Raw genomic sequence first — 16,259 nt, forward strand, 5'->3', positions numbered from 1 at the left:
GCAGCGGAAGTGGCGCGCCCGACTGGACATTGCGCTGTCTTGACGCAATAAGGGGCCACGCAAACATTCTTGGACGCTTCCGACATGTCCTACATCATTCGCTTCTTCACTTGGTGGAACCGGGCGACGCTCAGCACGGGCCTGTGGACGCTGCTCTATGGCGAGCGCGTCGGGACGGATGAGTTCGGCAATGTCTATTACCGCCGCCGCGGCGGCAAGAAGGACAAGGCGCTCGGCTTCGAGCGCCGCTGGGTCATCTATAAGGGCTATGCCGAGGGCTCGGCGACGCCGCCCGGCTGGTACGGCTGGCTGCACCACACGGTCGACACGCCGCCGACGCAGGAGAAATACGAGCCGAAGGAATGGGAGCTGACCTATCGCCCCAATCTGACCGGCACCTCCGCCGCCTATCATCCGCCGGGCTCGATCCTGGCCGAGGGCCGCCGCGCTCCCGCCGGCGGCGACTATCAGGCCTGGACCCCCGAGGCTTGAGGCGAGACGGTCGCGGCCCTGTCCGCGACCATCGATCCGCCACGCTCTTCCTATTCAACGACGGCGCATGAGGCGCGGGCGGCTGGCCCGAGCCAGAGATCGGAAACGAGAGCCGATATGATCTCCCGCTGCTTCCGCCTGCGTTTCGCTCTTTCGGGAGCCGCCTTCCTCGTCGGCCTCGGCGCGGCGGCCGCGGATCCCATACGCAATCCCACCGCCATTTTCGCCGGGCTCGACAAGACGACAGGCCGGATCATCAATTTCGACGTCGCCATAGACGAGACCGTGCAATTCGGCTCGCTTCAGGTGACGCCGCGCGTCTGCAACACGCGTCCGCAGACCGAGGCTCCGCAGACCACGAGCTTCGTCGAGGTCGACGAGCAGGACACGGGGAAGAACGACGCCAAGCGGATTTTCTCCGGCTGGATGTTCGCAGCGAGCCCAGGCCTGCATGGCGTCGAGCACCCGGTCTATGACGTTTGGCTGGTCGATTGCCGCGGCGGCAAGGAGATCGTTCAGGCGCCGGCGGCCGATCCTGCGGCGGCGGCCACTGCCGTCCCTGCGCCGGAGAAGAAGCGCTCCCGCTCTCGCAAGGTCGAGCCGGTCGCGCCCGTTCCGGTCGAGGCCGCGCCGATCGGCCCGCGCGATTCGGTTCCGCCAGAGGCCGCGAAGGCCCCGGAGAGCGCCGAGCCAGCGGCCGCGGCTCCGGCCGAAAAGCCCAAGAAGAAGAAAAAGAAGCAGCCCGCGCAGGAGCCGGCGCCCGCTACGGCGCCTTCGCCTTTTCCGTTCTGAGCTGTGGCTCCGGCCGCAGAATCGCGACGATCTCGCGGCCGGGAACGGGCGCGTCGTCCGGCCAGGCGGCGAAACGGGCAGGGACCGACAAAGACTGCTCCAGCAGAGCATGATAGGCGTCGCGGCTGACCTCTATCGCGCCGAGCGAGGCGAGATGCGTGGTCATGAATTGCGTGTCGAGCAGGCGGAAGCCGCCTTTGACGAGCCGCGCGACGAGGTGCGCCAGCGCCACTTTGGAGGCGTCGGTCTCGAGGTGGAACATGCTCTCGCCGAAAAAGGCGGCGCGCATAGAGACGCCATAGAGGCCGCCGACCAGTCTTCCATCCCGCCAGCATTCGACCGTATGGGCGAAGCCCATGTCGAACAGCTTGCGATAGAGCCGCTTGATCTCGGAATTGATCCAAGTGTTCTCGCGCTTGGGCGCGGAGGCCGCGCAAGCCGCGATCACGGCGTCGAAATCCGTATCGACCCGCACCTCGAAACGATCCGATCGGATCGTCTTGGCGAGCGAATGTGAGACCTTGAACGCATCCAGCGGGAAAATGGCGCGCTCCTGGGGGTCGACCCAGAAGAGCTGCTCCTCTTCGGCGCTTTCCGCCATTGGGAAAAGGCCGATCGAATAGGCCCGCAGCAAAATCTGCGGCGTGATGGCGTAATCTGCGGAGGAAGGGCGCGACATTTCGCAGATTGTAGCGCAATGCGCGCCGGAATCGAGAGCGTTCGTCGCCCGGGCGTGGCTCGAGCCGCCGAAAGGGTGAACGGGGCGGGGCGCGCCGAGCGAGACTAGGTGGAAACACGTTCTACAGAGCGCCTTCGGCGCTCGGGAGGGGAGAGCAGCTCCTCGCGTCTCACCCCACCCCGGCTCGATATCGCCGGCCGACCCTCCCCCTGAAGGGGAGGGTAGAATGGCCGCTCAGCCTTCGCCGATCACCTCGAGGAAGCTATGCGCGTCCTCCTTGCGCTCGAAGACATGCGGGGCGATGCCGCGCTTGCTCAGCGCTTCCTTGAGCTTCAAGCGCAGGAAGGCGCTGGTCGTGTAGCGCGTCGTCGTCACATAATAATTCTCGAGCATATATTGGATCATCTCCGCATAGTAATCGTAGAGATGCTCGCTGATGCGGAAGTTGTCGAGATTGACGACCTGATTGACGCGCTTGCCGATCTTCTGGCAGGCGTCGATCAGCATCTTGCGCAGATCGTCGATGTCGCGCTTGGAGCGCGCGCTCCAGCCCTCGAGATTGAGGAACTGAATATTGCGATCGGCGTCATAGCTCACGCGATCCTGCAGGTCGAGATTGAGCAGATCGGAGATCAACCCCATCGGCTCGTCGACGAAGATGCGCTTGTCCATCAATATCGGATGCTTGACGATGGGCTTGAAGTCCATATGCGGAAGAATATCCCGCTCAATGTCTATGCCCGGCGCGATCTCGATCAGCTCGAGGCCTTCCTTCGTCAGCTGGAAGACGCAGCGCTCGGTGACATAGATCACCGGCTGCTCGCGCTTTTGCGCATATTTGCCGCTGAACGTCACCTGCTCGACGAATTTCAGGAATTTTCGCGCGCGGCCCTCTTTGAGGATTTTCACCTCGCCGTCCTGAATCGCAATGTCGAGCCCGCCGGCGGTGAATGTGCCGGCGAAGACGACGCTGCGCGCGTTCTGGCTGATGTTGATGAAGCCGCCGCAGCCGTTGAGGCGTCCGCCGAAGCGGCTGGTGTTCACATTGCCCTGCTCGTCGCATTCGGCCATGCCGAGGCAGGTCATATCGAGACCGCCGCCGTCATAGAAGTCGAATTGCGTGTTCTGATCGATGATCGAATCGGCGTTGGTGGCGGAGCCGAAGGAGGAGCCCGAGGCGAGCACGCCGCCTATGGCGCCGGCTTCTGTCGTCAGTGTGATGAAGGGCGTGAGCTTCTCTTCATTGGCGACGGCGGCTATGCCCTCCGGCGCGCCGACGCCGAGATTGACGACGCCATTGGGCGGCAGCTCGAAGGCGGCGCGGCGCGCGATGATCTTGCGCGCGTCGAGCGGCATTTTCGCCATGCTCTCGACCGGAACGCGAATCTCGCCGGCCAGCGCCGGATTATACATGATCCCGTAATTCATACGGTGCAGCTCGGGCTGATCGGCGACGACCACGCAATCGACCAGAATGCCCGGAACCTTCACGTCCTTGGGACGAATCGAGCCGGCCTCGACGATGCGCTCGACCTGCGCGATGACGATGCCGCCATTATTATGCGCGGCCATCGCCTGGGCGAGCACGTCGAGCGTCAGCGCCTCCTTCTCCATGCTGATATTGCCGGAAGGGTCGGCGCTGGTGCCGCGGATGAAGGCCACGTCGATCTTCGTCGCGGTGTAGAACAGCCATTCCTCTTCGTCGATGACGACATGCTTGACGATCTCTTCTGTCGTCACTTCGTTGACGCGGCCGCCGCCGAAGCGCGGATCGACATAAGTATAGAGGCCGACCTTGGAGAAGAGGCCGGGCTGGCCGGCGGCGCAGGCGCGATAGAGCTGCGAGATGACGCCTTGCGGAAGATTATAGCCGAGAATCTTGTTTTCCGCGGCGGCCTGAGCGACCTTGGGCATGCGGCCGAAATTGCCGGCGATGACCCGGCGCAGCAGGCCTTCATGATGCAGGCGGCCGGTGCCGAGCCCTTTGCTGTCGCCGGCGCCGGCGGTCATGATGAGCGTGAGGCCGCTCGGTCCGCCGGTCTCGACGAAGCGCTTCTCCAGCGCGGCGTGCAACGCCTCGGGAATGCAGCTCTGGACGAAGCCGGTGGTGGTCAGAACGTCATTTTCGCTGATGAGCGCAATCGCTTCGTCTGCTGTAATGACCTTGTTGTTCTTGTTGTTCATTTCCCTCGAGTTTCCTCCTCGCCGCCCGGCAGGGCGAAGGCTGCGGGCGTTGTCATTCCCGCGTTCCGCAATAGAAGGGCGCCGGGTTCGAACTGCCCTCGACACTAGAGTTTGCGACAGGGTTTCGCAATAGCGCCAGGAAATCGCCGCAGAGCCGCGAAGGCGCAAAACGCCTCGTTCGGCTGCGGCTCCGCGTCGCAGCTCGGCGAGCGCGCTGCGGCGCCGCGAGGGCGAGAGTCGGCGTCAAAGTGCATATTTATCTTATAGGCTTTAGCGACTATGCTGCGCTCATGGTCGGCGAGACGCGGCCGAACTGCGACATTTTCCGACGGCGTCCATAGAGCAAACCATGACCAAGCTCAGATTTCTCCTCGCGGGCGCCGCAGCGGCGGCGGTTCTCGGCCAGACCCCGCCCATTGGCGCGGAGCCGGAAAAGAGTTTCGTCTACAAGCCCGCCGACGAGGTTCAATTCAAGAGCCCGCTCGGCATCGGCCCCGCCCAGGCGGTGCTGTTCGGCGATCCGTCGAAGCCCGGCGTCTATGTGGTGCGCGTGCGCTTCCCGCCTGGACATCATTCCAACCCGCACTTCCATTCGCGGGATCGCCATGCGGTGGTGGTCTCGGGCACATGGTGGAACGGCGTCGGCGAGGAGCTGGATTTCAAGAAGGCGCGGCCGGTGACGGCGGGCTCCTATGTGCTTCATCCGGCCGGCGGCGTTCACTGGGACGGCGCCGGCGAGGAGGAGGTCGTCATTCAGATCACCGGCGAAGGGCCGGTGGAAACGACCCCGGTCGGGGCGCCGGGCGCGCCGCAGGGCTATTGGCCGAAGCCGAAGTGAGAGCGGCCCATCTCCAGTGACGCGATGGCGCGCGGCTCCATCGCGCCCATGGCGTGGGCGGCCGCGTCCGAGAGCGCCGCGACCGCCATCAGCAGAGCCCCGGCGAGCGCGGCCGATGCGAGAAAGCGTTGCGCCGGGGGCAGCGGCTCGTCGGCGGCCGGCCGCGGGGCCACGACAACGAGCCGGCGCGGCGCCATTATGCGCGGCGCGGCGGCGTCCGCGCTCTCCGATCGCAGCACGCGCAGCGAGGCGCGGAGTTCTTCCCGGCGCGTTTCGTCTCTCATGCGAGCGTCCGATCCCATCTGATCCCTCACGCGGAAATGCGTTCGTCCGATGAAGCGATCGCCCGAGGCTCGGGCGTCGCCTCCCGCCGCTGGGGCGCGCGCAGCCGGGCGAAGATCGGCGGCGGCGCGAATTCCTCGGGGACGCCGCAGAGCCCTGCTTGCGTGAACCAGGCGCCGAGATGCGGCCAGGCGCTGGCGAGCGCAAAGGGAAATGCGGCGACATAGCCGAAGGTCAGCGGCGCCGACCACAAGGCCAGAGAAGGCGCGGAAAATCCGGCGATGGCGAGAACCAGAGCGCCGAAAGCGAATGCCGGCCAGAGCGCGCGCGCCGTCTCCCATGCGCCGAGGCCATGCGCGTCGCGGCTCTGTCCGCTCCAGCCCGCCTCGCCCTCGAAGGGAAGGCGCGCGAGCAGCACAGTGACGCCGAATGTCGTGACGGCGCCGATGATGAAGGAGAAGACGATCTCGAGCGCCGCGCCGAGCAGCAGGCGGACGGCGCCGCCATAGCGGCGCACGCCGCCCGGCGTCAGCGCAATATCCGCATAGCCGGCGAGCTTGGGCGCGAGATAAAAGCCGAGAAACAGAAGATAGAGCGCCGCCGCCGAGCCAGACGGAAAGCGCGACACATCCTCGACCAGCGGCAGCAGCGCGCCGAGCAATATGATCGCTGTCCAGGCCGGCGCGCCGATGAACATGCTGATCGCCCAGATGAGCTGAAAGCGGCTCATCGGCAGCAGTCCCGGCAGAGAGAGCAACTCCCAATATTGCATGTTGCCGCGGCACCAGCGCAGGTCGCGGCGCATGAATTCCAGCAGCGTCGGCGGATTTTCCTCATAGCTTCCGCTCTCCACCGGCAGCACGCGCACCTCATAGCCCGCGCGCCGCATCAGCGCCGCCTCGATCTGATCATGCGAGAGAATATGTCTCTCGCCGGAAAGACGCGGTAGATCGCAATATGCCGCGAAAGGCGCGATGCGCACCAGCGCATTGTGTCCCCAGAAGGGGCCGCAATCGGCGCCCCACCAGGCCGCGCCCATCGTGTAGCTGCGCATTCCGGCGCGCATGCCGAATTGAAAGGCGCGCGCGAAGGCCGAGCGCGATGGCGCGCCGACCACGAGGCTCTGAATAATGCCGATGCGCGGATAGGCTTCGCCGATGCGCACCAGGCGCAGAATCGTCTCGCCGTCCATCAGGCTGTCGGCGTCGAGCGGAATCATGAATTCATAGGCGCCGCCGAAGCGCTCGCAGAAATCGCGAATATTGCCGGCCTTGTATCCGATATTGTCGGAGCGTCGGCGGTAATGCAGCCGCGTCGCCTCGGCGCCTTCGGCCGCGCGCCAGCGGGCGAATTCGGTCTCTTCCTGCGCGGAGATGCGCGGATCGGTGGTGTCGCTCAGCACGAACCAATCGAAGAGGGCGCCTTCGCCGGTCGCGTCGAGATCGGCCTTCATGGCGGCAAGCCGCGTCAGCACGCGGGCGGCGTCCTCATTGCGGATCGTCAGCGTGACGGCCGTGCGCGTGCGGATGCGGCGTCGCGTGTCGCCGGCGCGGGCGAAAGGCGCGACGCTGTCGAGCGGGCGCGGATGGAAATGCAAGAGCCAGAAGCCGAGAATGGCGTTGCTGACGCCGAGCACGCTCCAGGGCGCGGCAATGGCGAAGCAAAGGAGAATCGCGGCGTCGATGACGCTCCAGCCGTCTTGCCCCAGAATATCGGCGAGCCAGATCAGCAGGGCGACATAAACGGCGGCGTCGATCGCGGCGACCAGCAGGCGTCGCCGGAAGAGTTCGGATCGGTTCTGGAGACCGGCGGGGGCGGCGGCGGACATTCGCGTCGTCGTTTCCTATGCGGAACCGGGAAAATCGGCTGGCGCGCATCGCCGCCGTGTTCTAGCAATAGCCGCGAAGCATGAGGTTTGTAAATTGGCCGAGTCGAATAAATCCTACTTTAATGGTATGAAAGAGGCGCGGTCGCTGTGGGTCGAGGCGCCGCGTGACGCCGCCTTGCGCGTCGCCTCTCTCGCGACCCCGGGGCCGGAAGAGGCGCTGGTGCGGACGCTGTGGAGCGCGGTCAGCCGCGGCACGGAGCGGCTCGTCTTCGAAGGCCGCGCGCCGCGTTCGGAATGGGAGCGCATGCGCGCGCCGTTTCAGGAGGGCGCTTTCTCCTTTCCGGTGAAATACGGCTATTGCGCCGTCGGCCGCGTCGAGGAAGGGCCGGCCGAGCTTCTCGGCCGCGACGTGTTCTGTCTCCATCCGCATCAGGATTTTTTCGTCGCGCCCGTCGCCATGCTGCGGCCAATTCCGCAGGAGACGCCGGCCCGCCGCGCGCCGCTCGCCGCCAATATGGAAACGGCGCTGAACGGGCTTTGGGATTCGGGAGCCGGGCCGGGCGACCGCATCGTCGTCATCGGCGCCGGCGTTCTCGGCCTGCTGGTCACAGCTCTCGCAGCGCGCCTTCCGGGCGCCGAGGTGCTGATTCATGATCGCGAGGACTCCCGCGCGCAGATCGCCGAGAGTCTCGGCGCGCGATTCGTCGGCGCCGACGCGCTGGAGGGGCGGGGCGCGGATGTCGTCTTCCACGCCACCGCCTCCTCCGAGGGGCTGGCGCTGGCGCTCGCCGCGGCCGGGCTGGAGGCGACGATCGTCGAATTGAGCTGGTATGGGGAGGGGCAGGTCTCCGCGCCGCTCGGCGGCGGCTTTCACGCCAATCGGCTGCGGCTCGTCTCCTCGCAAGTTGGGCAGGTGGCGCCCTCGCGGCGGCCGCGCTGGAGCTACGCCCGTCGGCTGGACAAGGCGCTGGAGCTGTTGGCCGATCCGCGGCTCGATGCGCTCATCACCGAGGAAATTCCCTTCGCCGACGCGCCGCGGGAGCTGCCGCGCGTCCTCGCGCCGGGGGCGAGCGGCCTCGCCACATTGTTTCGCTATTGAACGGAGAAGAAAATGTACGCAGTCGAAGTCCGCGACCACATCATGATCGCCCATAGCTTCAAGGGCGAGCTGTTCGGCCCGGCGCAGCGCATGCACGGCGCGACTTTCGTCGTCGATGTGGCGTTTTTCCGCGAGACGCTGACCGTCGACGAGGTGGTCGTCGACATCGGCCGCGCCCATGACGCGCTGAAAGCGACGCTGGCGCCGCTGAACTACCAGAATCTCGATGAGATCGAGCAGTTCAAGGGCCGGCAGACGACGACCGAATTCCTCTCGCGGCATATTTTCGACGCGATGGCCGCCGCAGCTCGCACCGGCGCGCTCGGGCCGGGCGGCGAAGGGATCTCGCGCATTCGCGTGACGCTGCACGAATCCCATGTCGCCCGCGCCTGGTTCGAGGGCGCCGTGTGAGGCGCATCGTCTTCGCCATTCCCGGAGACATAGAGGCGAGGACCGGCGGTTATGGCTATGACCGCCGCGTGCTCGCGGAATTGGCGGGGCAGGGCGTTGCGGCGCTCCATCTCGCGCTGCCGGGCGGTTTGCCGCATCCGACGGCCGAGGAGGAGCGCGCCGTCGCCGCGGTTCTCGATCGTGAATTGACGGCGGATGATGTCGCGCTCATCGACGGCCTCGCCTATGGCGCGTTGTCCGAGACGGTGATCGCATCCATTGCGGCGCCGATCGTGGCGCTCTGCCATCATCCGCTCTGTCTCGAGGCGGGGCTCGCGCCGGAGCGTGCGGCGGCGCTGCGCGAGAGCGAACGCCGGGCGCTGGCCCGCGCCGCTCATGTGATCGCCACCAGTGCGCATACGGGCGAGACGTTGATCTGCGATTTCGGCGTGCCGGAGCGCAAGCTGACCATCGCTCCGCCGGGAACCGATCCGGCCGAGCGCGCAAGAGGCTCGGGCGGCGCGCCGTTGCTGCTCGCCGTCGGCTCCATCATTCCGCGCAAGGCGTTTCATCTTCTGGTCGAGGCGCTGAGCGGCCTTTCCGATCTCGACTGGCGCCTCGCCATTGTTGGCGGCGCCCAACATTCTCCCCAGACGGCGGCCGATCTCGCGCAGCTCATAGAGGCGAAAGGTCTCGGCGGACGCATCGTTCTGCGCGGCGAGCTTTCCGGCGAGGCGCTGGACACGGCCTATCACGGCGCGGATGTCTTCGTCTCCGCATCGCTTCATGAGGGCTATGGCATGGCGCTCGCCGAGGCGCTGGCGCGCGGGCTGCCCATCGTCGCGACGACGGGAGGCGCTGCGGGCGACACAATCCCCGATAGCGCCGCGCTGAAAATCCCGCCGGGGGATGTGGCCGCGCTGCGCGATTCTCTGCGCGCGATCATTGCGGATTCGGCCTTGCGGGCGCGGCTCGCCGAGGCCTCCTGGCGCACCGGTCGGGCGCTGCCGCGCTGGGAAGAGACGGCGCGCATCATCGCCAATGTGACGAGGGGGCTGGCATGAGCGGTTTCTCGGCCGAATGGCTCGATCTGCGCGAGAGCGCCGATCGCGCCGCGCGCAATCCCGCCTTGCGCGAGACCGTCGCGCGCGCCTTCGCGGATCGCGAGTCTCTGACCATCGTCGATCTCGCCTGCGGGGCCGGCTCCAATTTGCGTGGCCTCGCCGAATATCTGCCGGCGCGCCAGAAATGGCTTCTCATCGATCATGATCCGGCGCTGCTCGCCGCCGCGAGAGCGCGTCTCATCGCCTGGGCGGATGTCGCGGAGGAGGGCGAGACGCTGATCCTCTCCAAGGTCGCGCGGCGCCTCGATGTCGAGTTTCGGACCGCCGATCTTTCCGGCGGCGCGGGGGCGGCGCTCGAGGGAAAGATCGACCTCGTGACTTCGGCGGCTTTTTTCGATCTCGTCTCGGCGCAATGGCTCGAGGCCTTCGCGGAGCAGATCGCGGCGCGCCGCCTGCCGCTCTATGCGATATTGAGCTATTCCGGCGAGGAGCGCTGGACGCCGCCGCATGCCGACGATGCGGGAATGCTCGCCGCCTTCCACCGCCATCAGGCGCGCGACAAGGGTTTTGGACCCGCCGCCGGGCCGCGCGCGGCGGAACTGCTGGCGCGCGCGCTGGAGAGGCTCGGCTATAGCGTCGAGACGGCGCCGAGTCCCTGGCGGCTCGGCGCGGCGGAAACGGCGCTGATCGCCGCTCTGGCCGAGGGCTCGGCGGCGGCCGTGGCCGAGACCGGGGAGGTTTCGGCTAGAATCGTCGAGGATTGGCGTCGCGCCCGCCTGGCGGCCGAGGGATGCGAGATCGGGCATTCGGACCTGTTCGCGCGGCCGAAGGGCGGATGAGGCCGGGCGGTCGGCACCGCCATGGCGCCATCTGTGCTAGAAGCAAAATGGTTCCCGACATGGGGCAATCGGGCGGAGAGTCCGCTTCGGTCTCTCGCGTCAACTCTCACCTTTCACCCGGAGCCCAGTATGGCCGCCCCCAATGAAACAATGCTCGCGCTCGTTCTCTCGAAGGATGGGCGGCTTCCCGAGGGGGAGGCGCTCGGCTCCGCGATCCGCCGGCATTTGCCGCAGGCGCAGACGCCCGACAAGGAGGTCCCGGGCGGAACCAGCGTGTTTCTCGTCGATGGCGGCATGGTGGCCATCGGCGGCGTGACGGCGCCGGCGCCCATAGCCCAGGACGACCCTTGCGTCGCCTATGCCTGGCATTGGAAGGATGTCTGGTCGGTGATCGAAGGCCATGCGGGCCATGTGGTGGTGGCCGTGACCGGCGGCGCCGACGCCAAAGCCAGAGCGCGTCTGCTCGGGCGCGCGATCACGGCGGTCATAGAGGCGACGCCCTCCGCTTGCGCCGTGCATTTCGCCGGCTCCGACGCTCTTTGGCCGGCCGCGCTCGTCGCCGAGGCGGTGTCGAAGGGCGGCGACGAGCCCCCGGTTCCCTTCTGCGTCGCCGTCGCGCTCGGCCGCGATCCAGATGGCGGCGTTTCGGCGATCACCAAAGGTCTCGACGCTTTCGGCCTGATGGAGATAGAGACGCGCGGCTATCTCGAGGATCCGAGCCAGCTCAGCGGCTTTCTGCTCGATCTCGCCGCCTATCTGATCGACGCCGGCGACGTTCTGAGCGACGGCGACACGATCGGCCCGGACGCCGACACCAAGATCATCGTGCGGCGCGAGGCCTCGGTCGTGGCGCCGGGGCAGAATGTCTACCGGCTATATTTCCCGACTCAGGGCCACGCCTGACGGCGACCGGCGGGGGCGCATCGGCCGCCCCCGCCCGGGCCTCGCTATTTGCGCCAAGACTGCGGAAGCATCCGCCAGACCACCTCGTCGCCGGCGATACGGTGGCGGATGACGCCCGCCACATGCAGCGCGATCAGCGCCAGCATGGCCCAGCCGAGAATTTCATGCAGCTCGAAGAGCTGTTTCGATAGCGGCTCGTCCTTGCCGAGGAGGGCCGGGAGATGGCCGAGCCAGAAGAAGCTCGGCCCGAGGCCATAGGCCGACAACGCAAGCCAGCCGACGATCGGCGTCGCGATCAGCAGCAGATAGAGCCCGCGATGCGTCGCTTTCGAGACGAGACGCTCGGCCGGCGTCAGATCGGCGCTTGCGCCCGGCCGATGGCGCAGTCGCGCGAGAAGGCGGGGAACCATCAGGGCCAGCACGATGACGCCGATCGATTCGTGCAGCACGAAGAGATTGTCCTGCAACGGCCCTTTATCGAGATCGGCCATCACCACGCCGGTCGGCAGGGAGGTCAGCGCCAGAGCGGCGATGATCCAATGCAGCGCCTTGGCGAGAGGCGTATAGGGCTGTCGCTCGACCATGCGAATCCTCCATGCCGTTGCGGCGGCGATGATCGCCCAGCCGTCTCGAATGCGCAATCGGCCTCCGAGACAGTATTTAAATCCTATAGGAATAATTGACTATAACGGCGTCCGGGCCTATAGCTGAACCGCGCTCAGATCTCCCCGAAAAGGGCTTTGACTCTCGCGAGTCATCGAGAGCTAGCCGGGCGCATCCCCCATGTGCGCGCCGGCGGTCGGCGCGGCGAACCACGTTGGTTCGCCGCGCTTTTTTCGTCGGAGCCGCCTCGGTCGCGTTGTCGCGCGATCGGCGCCGCCGAAGACGAATAGCGGCGACAAAGAATATTTTCGATATTTTTCCCCTCGCCGACGTAAAACCGTCACATGTCGACGTACGCTTTTTCATCCACATGAAAATCCGTAGAATTCGTCGTCGGCCATTGCTCGGCCGATGCCCCACATCTGTGCGCCTCGACCGATTCTTCGGGTCCCAAAGGACCGGAAACCGGCGTAAAGCATCCGATATCTCGATCGATCCGCCGGCGCCGGACGGCGGATCGCGGGGAGGGGGACGTCCTGTGGTTTGGCGCGGCGGCGTTTTTCCCTTATGTCCTTGCCAACCGAGGTTCGTCCTTTAGGAGATGCGATGTTTCCGACCCCCGTTTCCGATCTCGCCCCGAACACTTACGCCTATGAGACGACGCCGCTCGTGAAGCCGACGGGGTTTCGCGAATATGACGCGCGCTGGCTGTTCGAGAAGGAGCTCAACCTCATGGGGGTGCAGGCGCTCGGCCTCGGATTGGGCACGCTGCTCCATGAGATGGGCGTGCCGCTCGAGCTCGCCACCGGCCATGACTATCGCGCCTATTCCGCCTCCATAAAGCTGGCGCTGATCACCGGCCTGATGGCGGCCGGCGTGCGCGTGCACGATATCGGCCTCGCGCTCTCGCCCATGGCCTATTTCGCGCAATTCGCGCTCGACGTTCCCGCCGTCGCCATGGTCACGGCTTCGCACAATGACAATGGCTGGACCGGCGTGAAGATGGGCGCGCAGCGTCCCGTCACTTTCGGCCCCGTGGAGATGGGCCGGCTGAAGGAGATCGTGCTCGCCGGCGTTTTCCGCTTCGCCGAGGGTGGCTCCTATCGCTATGTCGATAATTTCGGCGCCCGTTATCTCGACGATCTCGCCTCGGGTATAAAGCTCACCCGCAAGCTGAAGGTCGTCGCCGCCTGCGGCAATGGCACGGCGGGCGCCTTCGCGCCCCAGCTGCTGGAGCGCATCGGCTGCGAGGTCGTGCCGCTCGACACCGAGCTCGATTATAATTTCCCGCATTACAATCCCAACCCCGAAGATCTGCATATGCTGCACGCCATGGCCGACAAGGTGCGCGAGAGCGGCGCCGATGTCGGTCTCGGCTTCGATGGCGACGGCGATCGCTGCGGCGTCGTCGACAATACGGGCGAGGAGATTTTCGCCGATAAGATCGGCGTGATGCTGGCGCGCGATCTCTCCAAGCTGCATCCGGGCGCGACCTTCGTCGTCGATGTGAAGTCGACGGGATTGTTCGCGACCGATCCGGAGCTGCTCTCGCGCAATGTGAAGGCCGATTATTGGAAGACCGGCCATTCCTACATCAAGCGCCGCGTGACGGAGCTCAAAGCGCTCGCCGGTTTCGAGAAATCCGGCCACTTCTTCTTCAACGCGCCGGTCGGCCGCGGCTATGACGACGGCCTGCTGACGGCGGTGCATGTGCTGCAGATGCTCGATCGCAATCCGGACAAGTCCATGTCCGATCTCTACGCCGCGCTGCCCAAGACCTGGGGCTCGCCGACCATGTCGCCGCATTGCGCCGACGAGACGAAATATGGCGTCGTCGACAAGGTGATCGCGCGCTTCCAGAAGATGGAGGCCGATGGCGTCGCCTTCACGGGGCAGAAGATTCGCGATCTCGTCACCGTCAATGGCGTGCGCGTGACGACCGCCGACGGCACATGGGGCCTGGTGCGCGCCTCATCGAACAAGCCGGAGCTGGTCGTCGTCGTCGAGAGCCCGGTGTCGGAGGCGCGCATGCGCGAGATGTTCCACGCGGTGGATGCGGTGCTGCGCGAGAATCCGGAAGTCGGCGCCTATAATCAGACGATCTGATCGTTCAGGGCGTCCCAGGCGTGCAGTTGGTTCCGCTCGTCATGTAATATTGCACATGATTGGGGCTGTAGGTGTTGCGCACCGGCGAATAGCTGGTGCGCGACATCTGCGGCGCCGCGGTCTTCATCCAGGTGATCGTGCGGCTGAAGGAGGGCTGATAGCTGTAGATCACATCGGCGACGATGATCGAGCCGACGGTCGGCGTCACGCTGGTCGTCGTCGTGCCGCCGCCGGCGTTGGACAGCGTCACCGATTTCGCGCTCGTATAGCTCGTCGGCATGGAATTGGGATCGACGGGAGCGACATCGGCCGCGTTGAGCTTGGCGACATTATTGATCTTGCAAGGGCGCAGCGTGCCGGAGTTCTTGGCGATGGTCCAATTCACGCTCGCCTTAAAGCCGCTCGTCTGCGTCGCATCGGCGCTGACCGTGACCTCTGAGATCGTCATTTTGAGATTAGTGGTCGGCAGTGGCGACATCAGCGTCGTCGCGGCGGAGAAGATCGCCTGAATCGTCGTCTCGTCCATTCCGGCCTGGCCGGAAAAGGAGCCGCCGGTCAATTGCTGCGCGGTGAGATCGGAGAGCGTATGCGCGACCAGATCGAGCCTCTGGCTCGCGCGCTGCCCGAGCGCCAGCTCCGCGAGGCCGAGATAGATCACGAGCACCAGCGGCAGCATGAGCGCGAATTCGACCGCCGCGAAGGCGCGCTCCTCGCGCAGCAAGGCGCGCGCATCTCGGAGCTGGGCCGGCGACGCGCTCATGTCGGCTCCACGCGAAAGGCCGCGACGCCGAACAGCAGATGTGTCCAGCGACTATTGTAGGTCACCTCTCCGCCCGTCGTTTTGCCGAGCGTTATGCCGGTCAAAATGCCGCCGGTGAGAATGGCGGTCACGGCCGGCATCGGATAGACGATGCGCACCACGGCGACATGGCCGGAGGCAGGCATAGAGATCGTCGAGCTCGCCGCCGGAGGAGTCGAATAGAAGGAATTGGAGGTCGAGGCTTTCGACCAGTCCGCGACCTCGGCGATATCGACGAGAATCTTCGAGCAGTCGAAGGATTTGCTCAGCGTGCCTGAGGCGACGACGCCGCTGGCCTGCCATGTGCAGACATATTTATCGATGAAATTCTGATAGGTCATGTTGGCGAGGCTGTGCGTCAGCACGGCGCGGCTCGCATGAATGGTGGTCACCTGCAGCTGCTGGCTCTTGAAATAGACGATGCCGGTCTCGAAAATCGCGCCGAGCAGGCCCAGCATCGGAACGAGCACCATGGCGAATTCGACGGCGAGCGCCGCGCTCTGGTCGCGCCGGAAGCGAATTACGCTCGCAGCGAAACGGCGCGTCGGCTGTCGCGACAAAATCTCTTCTCCGCTCATTTCTCGAACCCATGGTCCGAAAGGGCGTCTCGCGTCCGCCGCTTTTGATCCCCCATGCGCGCTCCGTTGCGTCCCTGGGCGACGTCCTTCAACGCTTGGGCGAGGATGAACCCTCATGCTGCTTCACCGCGTCGAGAACCCGCGCCGTATAGTCCTTGTCGTCGCCGAGATCGACGGCCGGCGCGCAATCGGGCGAGCAAGCGTAGGATTCGCGGCGCGAGCCGCGCAGCACGACCAGCTTGTCCATCGGCTGGGTGACGGTGATGATCTCCTCGCCGACCTGATTGCCGGTGGGATCGAGCAGGATGAGATTGGTCGATCCGAAGCTTTTTCCGGTAACGACCATGAGGCGATTGGTCTTCAGCATCGTCACATCGGCGATGAGCGGATTGCCGATGATGAGCGTCTGCGCGCCTTCTGGCATGCGCACCACGCGAGCGCGGTCTATATCCACGAAAACACCGCGTCTTTCGCCCTCGCGCGCCATAGCGACGCCGGCGGTGACGGTCGCGCCGACCAATAATGCCAAATATCCATGGAAACGGGACGAGCGCATCACGCACCTCTGAACAATCATCGCCTTTGCGAGGCTTCGCGTCGAACAAAACCACGTAATAGTGAATCATTGCTGAAAATGAGAAAGCGTCGCGCCTCGCGTCCTGAATTTCATAGGTCGATGATGCGATTAACGCGTTTGCAAGAAGTTCTACGTAGGGTCTCGTCCTGTCCGGCGAACGGGCTCGATCGAGCGACGCCGCCGAACTCAGTCAATAGAGCGAGGAG

17 protein-coding genes are annotated in these 16,259 nt (G+C 65.5%); 9 read left to right on the forward strand and 8 right to left on the reverse strand.

The window, feature by feature from the left end; genetic code table 11:
• Nucleotides 1-84: 84 nt before the first annotated feature.
• Together METLW3_RS0109870 and METLW3_RS26830 are read left to right on the forward strand one after the other, a co-directional pair.
• Complete coding sequence (locus METLW3_RS0109870) at nucleotides 85-492, forward strand: NADH:ubiquinone oxidoreductase subunit NDUFA12 (RefSeq protein WP_024879759.1); 408 nt, start codon at nucleotides 85-87, stop codon at nucleotides 490-492.
• A 117-nt stretch (nucleotides 493-609) separates the two neighbouring features.
• On the forward strand, nucleotides 610-1,284 hold the full coding sequence (locus tag METLW3_RS26830; protein ID WP_024879760.1) for a DUF2155 domain-containing protein: 675 nt from the start codon (nucleotides 610-612) through the stop codon (nucleotides 1,282-1,284).
• On the opposite strand, the gene aat is transcribed toward METLW3_RS26830, so the two are convergent.
• Nucleotides 1,256-1,963 carry a leucyl/phenylalanyl-tRNA--protein transferase gene (gene aat / locus METLW3_RS0109880; RefSeq protein WP_024879761.1) on the reverse strand — a complete coding sequence of 236 codons (708 nt, stop codon included), beginning with the start codon at nucleotides 1,961-1,963 and terminating at the stop codon, nucleotides 1,256-1,258. The two genes, METLW3_RS26830 and aat, sit on opposite strands and share 29 nt — an antisense overlap.
• Nucleotides 1,964-2,197: 234 nt before the next feature.
• The gene (locus METLW3_RS0109885; RefSeq protein WP_024879762.1) at nucleotides 2,198-4,147 is read right to left on the reverse strand and encodes a malonate decarboxylase subunit alpha; all 1,950 of its coding nucleotides are present in this window, start codon (nucleotides 4,145-4,147) and stop codon (nucleotides 2,198-2,200) included.
• 349 nt (nucleotides 4,148-4,496) lie between these two features.
• Here METLW3_RS0109885 and METLW3_RS0109890 point away from each other — a divergent pair, with 349 nt between their 5' ends.
• Complete coding sequence (locus METLW3_RS0109890; protein ID WP_024879763.1) at nucleotides 4,497-4,985, forward strand: cupin domain-containing protein; 489 nt, start codon at nucleotides 4,497-4,499, stop codon at nucleotides 4,983-4,985.
• Here the strand turns inward: METLW3_RS0109890 and METLW3_RS0109895 are convergent.
• The gene (locus METLW3_RS0109895; RefSeq protein WP_024879764.1) at nucleotides 4,964-5,269 is read right to left on the reverse strand and encodes a hypothetical protein; all 306 of its coding nucleotides are present in this window, start codon (nucleotides 5,267-5,269) and stop codon (nucleotides 4,964-4,966) included. The genes METLW3_RS0109890 and METLW3_RS0109895 overlap by 22 nt on opposite strands.
• Before the next feature lie 26 nt (nucleotides 5,270-5,295).
• Nucleotides 5,296-7,095: a glucans biosynthesis glucosyltransferase MdoH gene (gene mdoH / locus METLW3_RS0109900; protein ID WP_024879765.1), complete on the reverse strand. Its 1,800-nt coding sequence runs from the start codon at nucleotides 7,093-7,095 to the stop codon at nucleotides 5,296-5,298.
• A gap of 127 nt (nucleotides 7,096-7,222) precedes the next feature.
• On the opposite strand from mdoH, the gene METLW3_RS0109905 reads away from it, so the two are divergent.
• The 5 genes from METLW3_RS0109905 to METLW3_RS0109925 all read left to right on the forward strand — a co-directional run bounded on the left by METLW3_RS0109905 (nucleotide 7,223) and on the right by METLW3_RS0109925 (nucleotide 11,390).
• Complete coding sequence (locus tag METLW3_RS0109905) at nucleotides 7,223-8,194, forward strand: zinc-binding alcohol dehydrogenase (RefSeq protein WP_024879766.1); 972 nt, start codon at nucleotides 7,223-7,225, stop codon at nucleotides 8,192-8,194.
• 12 nt (nucleotides 8,195-8,206) lie between these two features.
• A complete protein-coding gene (locus METLW3_RS0109910) occupies nucleotides 8,207-8,605 on the forward strand; it encodes a 6-carboxytetrahydropterin synthase (protein WP_024879767.1) in 399 nt (132 codons plus the stop codon).
• Nucleotides 8,602-9,648, forward strand: a complete 1,047-nt coding sequence (locus METLW3_RS0109915) for a glycosyltransferase family 4 protein (RefSeq protein ID WP_024879768.1) — start codon at nucleotides 8,602-8,604, stop codon at nucleotides 9,646-9,648. Before METLW3_RS0109910 ends, METLW3_RS0109915 begins: the two co-directional genes overlap by 4 nt.
• A complete protein-coding gene (locus METLW3_RS0109920) occupies nucleotides 9,645-10,487 on the forward strand; it encodes a methyltransferase domain-containing protein (protein ID WP_024879769.1) in 843 nt (280 codons plus the stop codon). Before METLW3_RS0109915 ends, METLW3_RS0109920 begins: the two co-directional genes overlap by 4 nt.
• A gap of 129 nt (nucleotides 10,488-10,616) precedes the next feature.
• Nucleotides 10,617-11,390, forward strand: coding sequence for a DUF4261 domain-containing protein (locus tag METLW3_RS0109925; protein ID WP_024879770.1), 774 nt, complete (start codon nucleotides 10,617-10,619; stop codon nucleotides 11,388-11,390).
• Nucleotides 11,391-11,434: 44 nt separating this feature from the next.
• On the opposite strand, the gene METLW3_RS0109930 is transcribed toward METLW3_RS0109925, so the two are convergent.
• On the reverse strand, nucleotides 11,435-11,974 hold the full coding sequence (locus METLW3_RS0109930; RefSeq protein ID WP_024879771.1) for a cytochrome b: 540 nt from the start codon (nucleotides 11,972-11,974) through the stop codon (nucleotides 11,435-11,437).
• Between the two features lie 625 nt (nucleotides 11,975-12,599).
• On the opposite strand from METLW3_RS0109930, the gene METLW3_RS0109940 reads away from it, so the two are divergent.
• Nucleotides 12,600-14,099, forward strand: a complete 1,500-nt coding sequence (locus METLW3_RS0109940; RefSeq protein ID WP_024879772.1) for a phosphomannomutase/phosphoglucomutase — start codon at nucleotides 12,600-12,602, stop codon at nucleotides 14,097-14,099.
• Nucleotides 14,100-14,103: 4 nt separating this feature from the next.
• On the opposite strand, the gene METLW3_RS0109945 is transcribed toward METLW3_RS0109940, so the two are convergent.
• The 3 genes from METLW3_RS0109945 to METLW3_RS0109955 form a co-directional block, all read right to left on the reverse strand.
• The gene (locus tag METLW3_RS0109945) at nucleotides 14,104-14,859 is read right to left on the reverse strand and encodes a TadE/TadG family type IV pilus assembly protein (protein WP_024879773.1); all 756 of its coding nucleotides are present in this window, start codon (nucleotides 14,857-14,859) and stop codon (nucleotides 14,104-14,106) included.
• On the reverse strand, nucleotides 14,856-15,476 hold the full coding sequence (locus METLW3_RS0109950; RefSeq protein ID WP_024879774.1) for a TadE/TadG family type IV pilus assembly protein: 621 nt from the start codon (nucleotides 15,474-15,476) through the stop codon (nucleotides 14,856-14,858). Before METLW3_RS0109950 ends, METLW3_RS0109945 begins: the two co-directional genes overlap by 4 nt.
• Before the next feature lie 88 nt (nucleotides 15,477-15,564).
• On the reverse strand, nucleotides 15,565-16,032 hold the full coding sequence (locus tag METLW3_RS0109955; RefSeq protein WP_024879775.1) for a pilus assembly protein N-terminal domain-containing protein: 468 nt from the start codon (nucleotides 16,030-16,032) through the stop codon (nucleotides 15,565-15,567).
• Between the last annotated feature and the right edge of the window lie 227 nt (nucleotides 16,033-16,259).

Source organism: Methylosinus sp. LW3 (genome assembly GCF_000527115.1).
Lineage (GTDB): Bacteria > Pseudomonadota > Alphaproteobacteria > Rhizobiales > Beijerinckiaceae > Methylosinus.

Coding starts and splice junctions, on each gene's coding strand:
- METLW3_RS0109870 (WP_024879759.1), top strand. CDS start 85: ATGTCCTACATCATTCGCTTCTTCACTTGGTGGAACCGGGCGACGCTC.
- METLW3_RS26830 (WP_024879760.1), top strand. CDS start 610: ATGATCTCCCGCTGCTTCCGCCTGCGTTTCGCTCTTTCGGGAGCCGCC.
- aat (WP_024879761.1), bottom strand. CDS start 1,963: ATGTCGCGCCCTTCCTCCGCAGATTACGCCATCACGCCGCAGATTTTG.
- METLW3_RS0109885 (WP_024879762.1), bottom strand. CDS start 4,147: ATGAACAACAAGAACAACAAGGTCATTACAGCAGACGAAGCGATTGCG.
- METLW3_RS0109890 (WP_024879763.1), top strand. CDS start 4,497: ATGACCAAGCTCAGATTTCTCCTCGCGGGCGCCGCAGCGGCGGCGGTT.
- METLW3_RS0109895 (WP_024879764.1), bottom strand. CDS start 5,269: ATGAGAGACGAAACGCGCCGGGAAGAACTCCGCGCCTCGCTGCGCGTG.
- mdoH (WP_024879765.1), bottom strand. CDS start 7,095: ATGTCCGCCGCCGCCCCCGCCGGTCTCCAGAACCGATCCGAACTCTTC.
- METLW3_RS0109905 (WP_024879766.1), top strand. CDS start 7,223: ATGAAAGAGGCGCGGTCGCTGTGGGTCGAGGCGCCGCGTGACGCCGCC.
- METLW3_RS0109910 (WP_024879767.1), top strand. CDS start 8,207: ATGTACGCAGTCGAAGTCCGCGACCACATCATGATCGCCCATAGCTTC.
- METLW3_RS0109920 (WP_024879769.1), top strand. CDS start 9,645: ATGAGCGGTTTCTCGGCCGAATGGCTCGATCTGCGCGAGAGCGCCGAT.
- METLW3_RS0109925 (WP_024879770.1), top strand. CDS start 10,617: ATGGCCGCCCCCAATGAAACAATGCTCGCGCTCGTTCTCTCGAAGGAT.
- METLW3_RS0109930 (WP_024879771.1), bottom strand. CDS start 11,974: ATGGTCGAGCGACAGCCCTATACGCCTCTCGCCAAGGCGCTGCATTGG.
- METLW3_RS0109940 (WP_024879772.1), top strand. CDS start 12,600: ATGTTTCCGACCCCCGTTTCCGATCTCGCCCCGAACACTTACGCCTAT.
- METLW3_RS0109945 (WP_024879773.1), bottom strand. CDS start 14,859: ATGAGCGCGTCGCCGGCCCAGCTCCGAGATGCGCGCGCCTTGCTGCGC.
- METLW3_RS0109950 (WP_024879774.1), bottom strand. CDS start 15,476: ATGAGCGGAGAAGAGATTTTGTCGCGACAGCCGACGCGCCGTTTCGCT.
- METLW3_RS0109955 (WP_024879775.1), bottom strand. CDS start 16,032: ATGCGCTCGTCCCGTTTCCATGGATATTTGGCATTATTGGTCGGCGCG.